This is a genomic window from Candidatus Synechococcus spongiarum SH4, assembly GCF_000586015.1.
In the GTDB taxonomy this organism is placed as follows: domain Bacteria; phylum Cyanobacteriota; class Cyanobacteriia; order PCC-6307; family Cyanobiaceae; genus Synechococcus_B; species Synechococcus_B spongiarum_F.
The window spans coordinates 1-3,558 of record NZ_JENA01000175.1 but is presented as its reverse complement, the minus strand read 5'-3'; the positions used below and the strand labels follow the sequence as shown (position 1 = coordinate 3,558).

General features: G+C 63.0%; 3 protein-coding genes, 1 tRNA gene and 1 pseudogene. 3 read left to right on the top strand and 2 right to left on the bottom strand.

Features of this window, described 5'->3' with window-relative positions:
* Positions 1–418: 418 nt before the first annotated feature.
* On the top strand, positions 419–697 hold the full coding sequence (locus BG35_RS0107810) for a 4a-hydroxytetrahydrobiopterin dehydratase (protein WP_025782383.1): 279 nt from the start codon (positions 419–421) through the stop codon (positions 695–697).
* Between the two features lie 155 nt (positions 698–852).
* On the top strand, positions 853–1,137 hold the full coding sequence (locus BG35_RS13725; RefSeq protein ID WP_236619826.1) for a hypothetical protein: 285 nt from the start codon (positions 853–855) through the stop codon (positions 1,135–1,137).
* A gap of 94 nt (positions 1,138–1,231) precedes the next feature.
* On the opposite strand, the pseudogene BG35_RS13720 reads toward BG35_RS13725, so the two are convergent.
* Positions 1,232–1,579 (bottom strand): annotated as a pseudogene (locus tag BG35_RS13720) (AbrB family transcriptional regulator); the annotation flags it as partial.
* 356 nt (positions 1,580–1,935) lie between these two features.
* Between BG35_RS13720 and BG35_RS12190 the strand changes: the two are divergent.
* Positions 1,936–3,357 (top strand): apolipoprotein N-acyltransferase, encoded by a 1,422-nt coding sequence (locus BG35_RS12190; protein ID WP_161632571.1) that lies wholly within the window; start codon positions 1,936–1,938, stop codon positions 3,355–3,357.
* Here the strand turns inward: BG35_RS12190 and BG35_RS0107795 are convergent.
* A tRNA-Ala gene (locus tag BG35_RS0107795) sits at positions 3,331–3,403 on the bottom strand. The two genes, BG35_RS12190 and BG35_RS0107795, sit on opposite strands and share 27 nt — an antisense overlap.
* Between the last annotated feature and the right edge of the window lie 155 nt (positions 3,404–3,558).

Genomic DNA, 3,558 nt, shown 5'->3' with positions numbered 1-3,558 from the left:
ACGGCAACCCTGACGCTTTTTCGGTAGGCTGCTTCCGTTCACTTGGCAGCAGGTGGAGTGATCCGTTCCTTCTGAAGGGCCGGATCATTCCGAAAGCCTTGCCGGCCAAGACTTATCCCCCACCGGGAGGAGGTGTTTGTGTCCCACGGTTGTATCGTCAAGGGTCTGCGGTTTGCGGAGAAAGCCTCCTGAACACGTCTTTGCGCTCCCCTCGGCAGCGCAAGTTGTAACAGACCGCTGAGGTTCCGAAAACCACCGGACCCGACGAGAGCCCCTGGCCGGAACTTCCGGCCAGGGGCATCGTTTGCTTATGGTCTGCTCCCTCCTGCCCCAAATCCAGGAAGGAACTCCCGCCCCTTCAAGACGGGGAGTGAAGTAGAATGCCGAGTCTGTTCACATCAACCGGGAAACCCTCACCATGACGCTTCAGGAAGCAGCAATCAACGCCAAGCTGCAAGAGCTTGGCACGGGCTGGCAACGCCAAGGCAAACATTTGATTCTCCATGAAACGTTTGGGAACTTTGTGGATGCCATGGCCTTCGCCCAGGCCATCACACCCCTTGCGGAGACCCAGGGCCACCATCCTGATCTGGAAATTGGCTGGGGCCGTTGCACCGTGCTCCTCACAACACATGATGCTGGAGGTCTAACCGAGAAGGATTTCAGCTTGGCGAAAGCCGTTGACCGCATTCGGTGAAACCTGGGACGCCTCCCCCATACCAGGGCATCGCCCATGACTGGGAAAAGGCGTCAGGTTCTCCCCAGCGGGAAGAAACCTGACGCCTGATCAGGGACCATCCCCGGCATGGCCAGAGGCTATCGGCTTACATCAGGCATCCCAACGCTGGGGACGTGAAGATTGATCCAGCTTGCGCAAGGAATCTTCCCAGGAGTCAACGGGGGGAGTTGTTGGGGATGACGGCTTGGGCGCCGGCTGCTGTGCAACGGCGCCGGGCCCATTCGTCGGCGCCGGGGCGGCAGCGACAGGCGCAGGTTGTGGTGCGGGAGGGATGCCAGGCGCGGGAGGCGCCACAGGAGCGGCCACTGGCGCTGGAGTTGGGATGGGCGCCGGGGCGACGGGAGGCGCTGGAGGTGCTGCCGGGGAAGCCGCCGGGGCGACAGGCGCAGCAACCGTAGGGGGAGTGGCAACGGAGGGGGGCTCCGGCGCTTCCGGCGCCGCCCCTGGGGCGGAAGCAGATCCGTTGGGCGCCATGTCTCCCGAGCGGTTCTTGGGGATCAGGCGAATGCCTTTCCGCTCCAGCTTGATGTCAAACTCATCGCCCGGCTTTAACCCCAGGACAGAAGTGTAGGCCCTGCCCACAAGCAGGTTACCGTTGAAATGCACCTTGGCAATGTAGCTGAGCTTGCGGCCTGCCGAGTCTTTACGGCTAGCGGTTTCCCCAGCGCCACCGAAGCTCATCCCCTTGGCCTCTAGCAGTGCCTCATAGAACGCCGTGTAATTTAGACGTTGAGACCCGTCCTTCCGGGGACTGACATAACCACAGGCGCGCACCACATCTGATTTGGGCATAGAGCCCAATTCTTTGACTCTGGAAAGAAGTTCCGGACCTCGAAGCATGTTGGATACTCGGTGAGTACACTAGAGAATCTAGCATAAGGGGAGAGGAATAGGGTTATGACCATCAGTCAAAAAGTGATCTCAGGCCCGGTTTCACGGATCACCGGGGGCCGGTTCTACCAATTTCCCCAAGAGATGGATCGTGGCTGGACTGCAGGGAACCATGGGCTATGGGGGCATTTGTCTACATTGACTCGGACTGCATGAGTGCAACCCGGCAGGCCGCAATGGCAAGACACCTTACGGCGTTGAGGGTGGCTCTGGCCCACCGATCGAGCCTCCCCGTTCTGGCCTGTGTTGCCGGGGCTCTGGCCGGGTTCAGTTTGGCCCCTTGGGGGTCGCCGCCGCTGCTGTGGTTGGCCCTGGTCCCCCTCTGGGAGGCCGTCAGTCGCCGCTCTATCCCCCAGGGGCTCATGCCCGCTGCGGCATGGGGTGGAGCTGCTCTCCTTACAAGCCATGTCTGGCTGCTTTGGCTTCATCCCCTGGACTGGGTCGGTATTCCCGGGGCATTGAGCCTCCCCCTCACCCTGGTGCTCTGGTTGCTGGTGGGGGGTGGCGGGGCGTTGGCCGTGGGCCTCTGGTGGCAGCTGGCGCGCTTCTACCCGTTGCCGCAGTTTCCTGGCGCACTGACCCTGGCCCTGCTGTGGGGATGTGGCGAGGTGCTGCTGGCCCGCGGTCCCTTGTTCTGGCTGGGGCTGAGCACGGTGGCGGTCATCCATGATCGCCCCCTGGCCGGCCTCGGCAGTTTGGCAGGACCAGGGGGACTGGCTGCTGTTCAGGTGTTGCTGGGCTGGTGGCTCTGGCGGTGCTGCAAGGCCCCGTCCTGTCAGCGCCCTGGCTGGTTGGCTGGAGGAGCCATGGTGGTCGTTGCGCTCCATGGTCTTGGCTTTATGTCCTTGGCGGACACCCAGGGGCCGGCCATACGCATGGGGGTGTTGCAACCGGCCATTCCGACGCGGCAGAAATTTACGTGGACCGCCATGGCGGCGCTGGAGCGGCGCCTCATGCTGGCCATGAACCGCGCTGCCCGGCAGGGAGCGCCATGGCTGCTTCTCCCGGAAGGCTCCCTGGCCCTGGATCAATCTCCTCCCACGGTGGCCGGCGTTGGACTGGTGGCCGGTGGTTTTCGTCGTCAGCAGGGGGGACTGCGCAACAGCTTGCTGGTTTACCCACCCGGGGCCCGTGATCCTGCAACGGCTTTGGATAAACACCGCCTGGTGTTGCTGGGTGAATGGCTCCCATGGGATGGACTACTGGCCAGTACCGGTCTTTCCGCGGTGGGCAGCCTCCAGCCAGGGCCAGAAGAGCGACTGTTGGCGGGCAAGCCCTTGCCATGGCAGGCCGGGGTGGCCATCTGCTATGAAATCAGCCAGGCCCATGCGCTGGCAGACGCCACCCATGCCGGCGCTCAGTTGCTGCTGGCCGTAGCCAACCTGGATCCCTACCCCAGGCTCTTGCATGGGCAGTTTCTGGCTCTGGCCCGGCAACGGGCCATTGAAACCGGTCGTTGGCTGGTGGTCGCCAGCAACACCGGACCCACTGCCCTCATCAGCAGCCGAGGGGAAATCACAGAACAACTGAAGCCCATGGTGGCGACCTCCACTGTCTGGAGCGTCCCCCTGCGGACGGAACCTACCCTCTACAGCCGGGTTGGGGATTGGCCCCTCCTGATCTGCGGATTTCTGCTGGCCCTCAGCGGTCACCACCACAAACCCCCATCCTGGATGGGGGTTTGTGGTGGTGACGGTGAATGGAGCCAAGGAGACTCGAACTCCTGACCCCCTGCATGCCATGCAGGTGCTCTACCAACTGAGCTATGGCCCCAAGCGGGATCTTCAGGAATGGCTCCCCAGATGACCCGGCAGGAGCAACATATAGCAGATCCTTGGCCGGATGCGCAAGTCCTGCAAGGGGGCGCCGCCGCCCTCTCCCCACAAACCCAAGGCAACGTCCCCGCTCGGCTCACCCAGCGCCGGGGC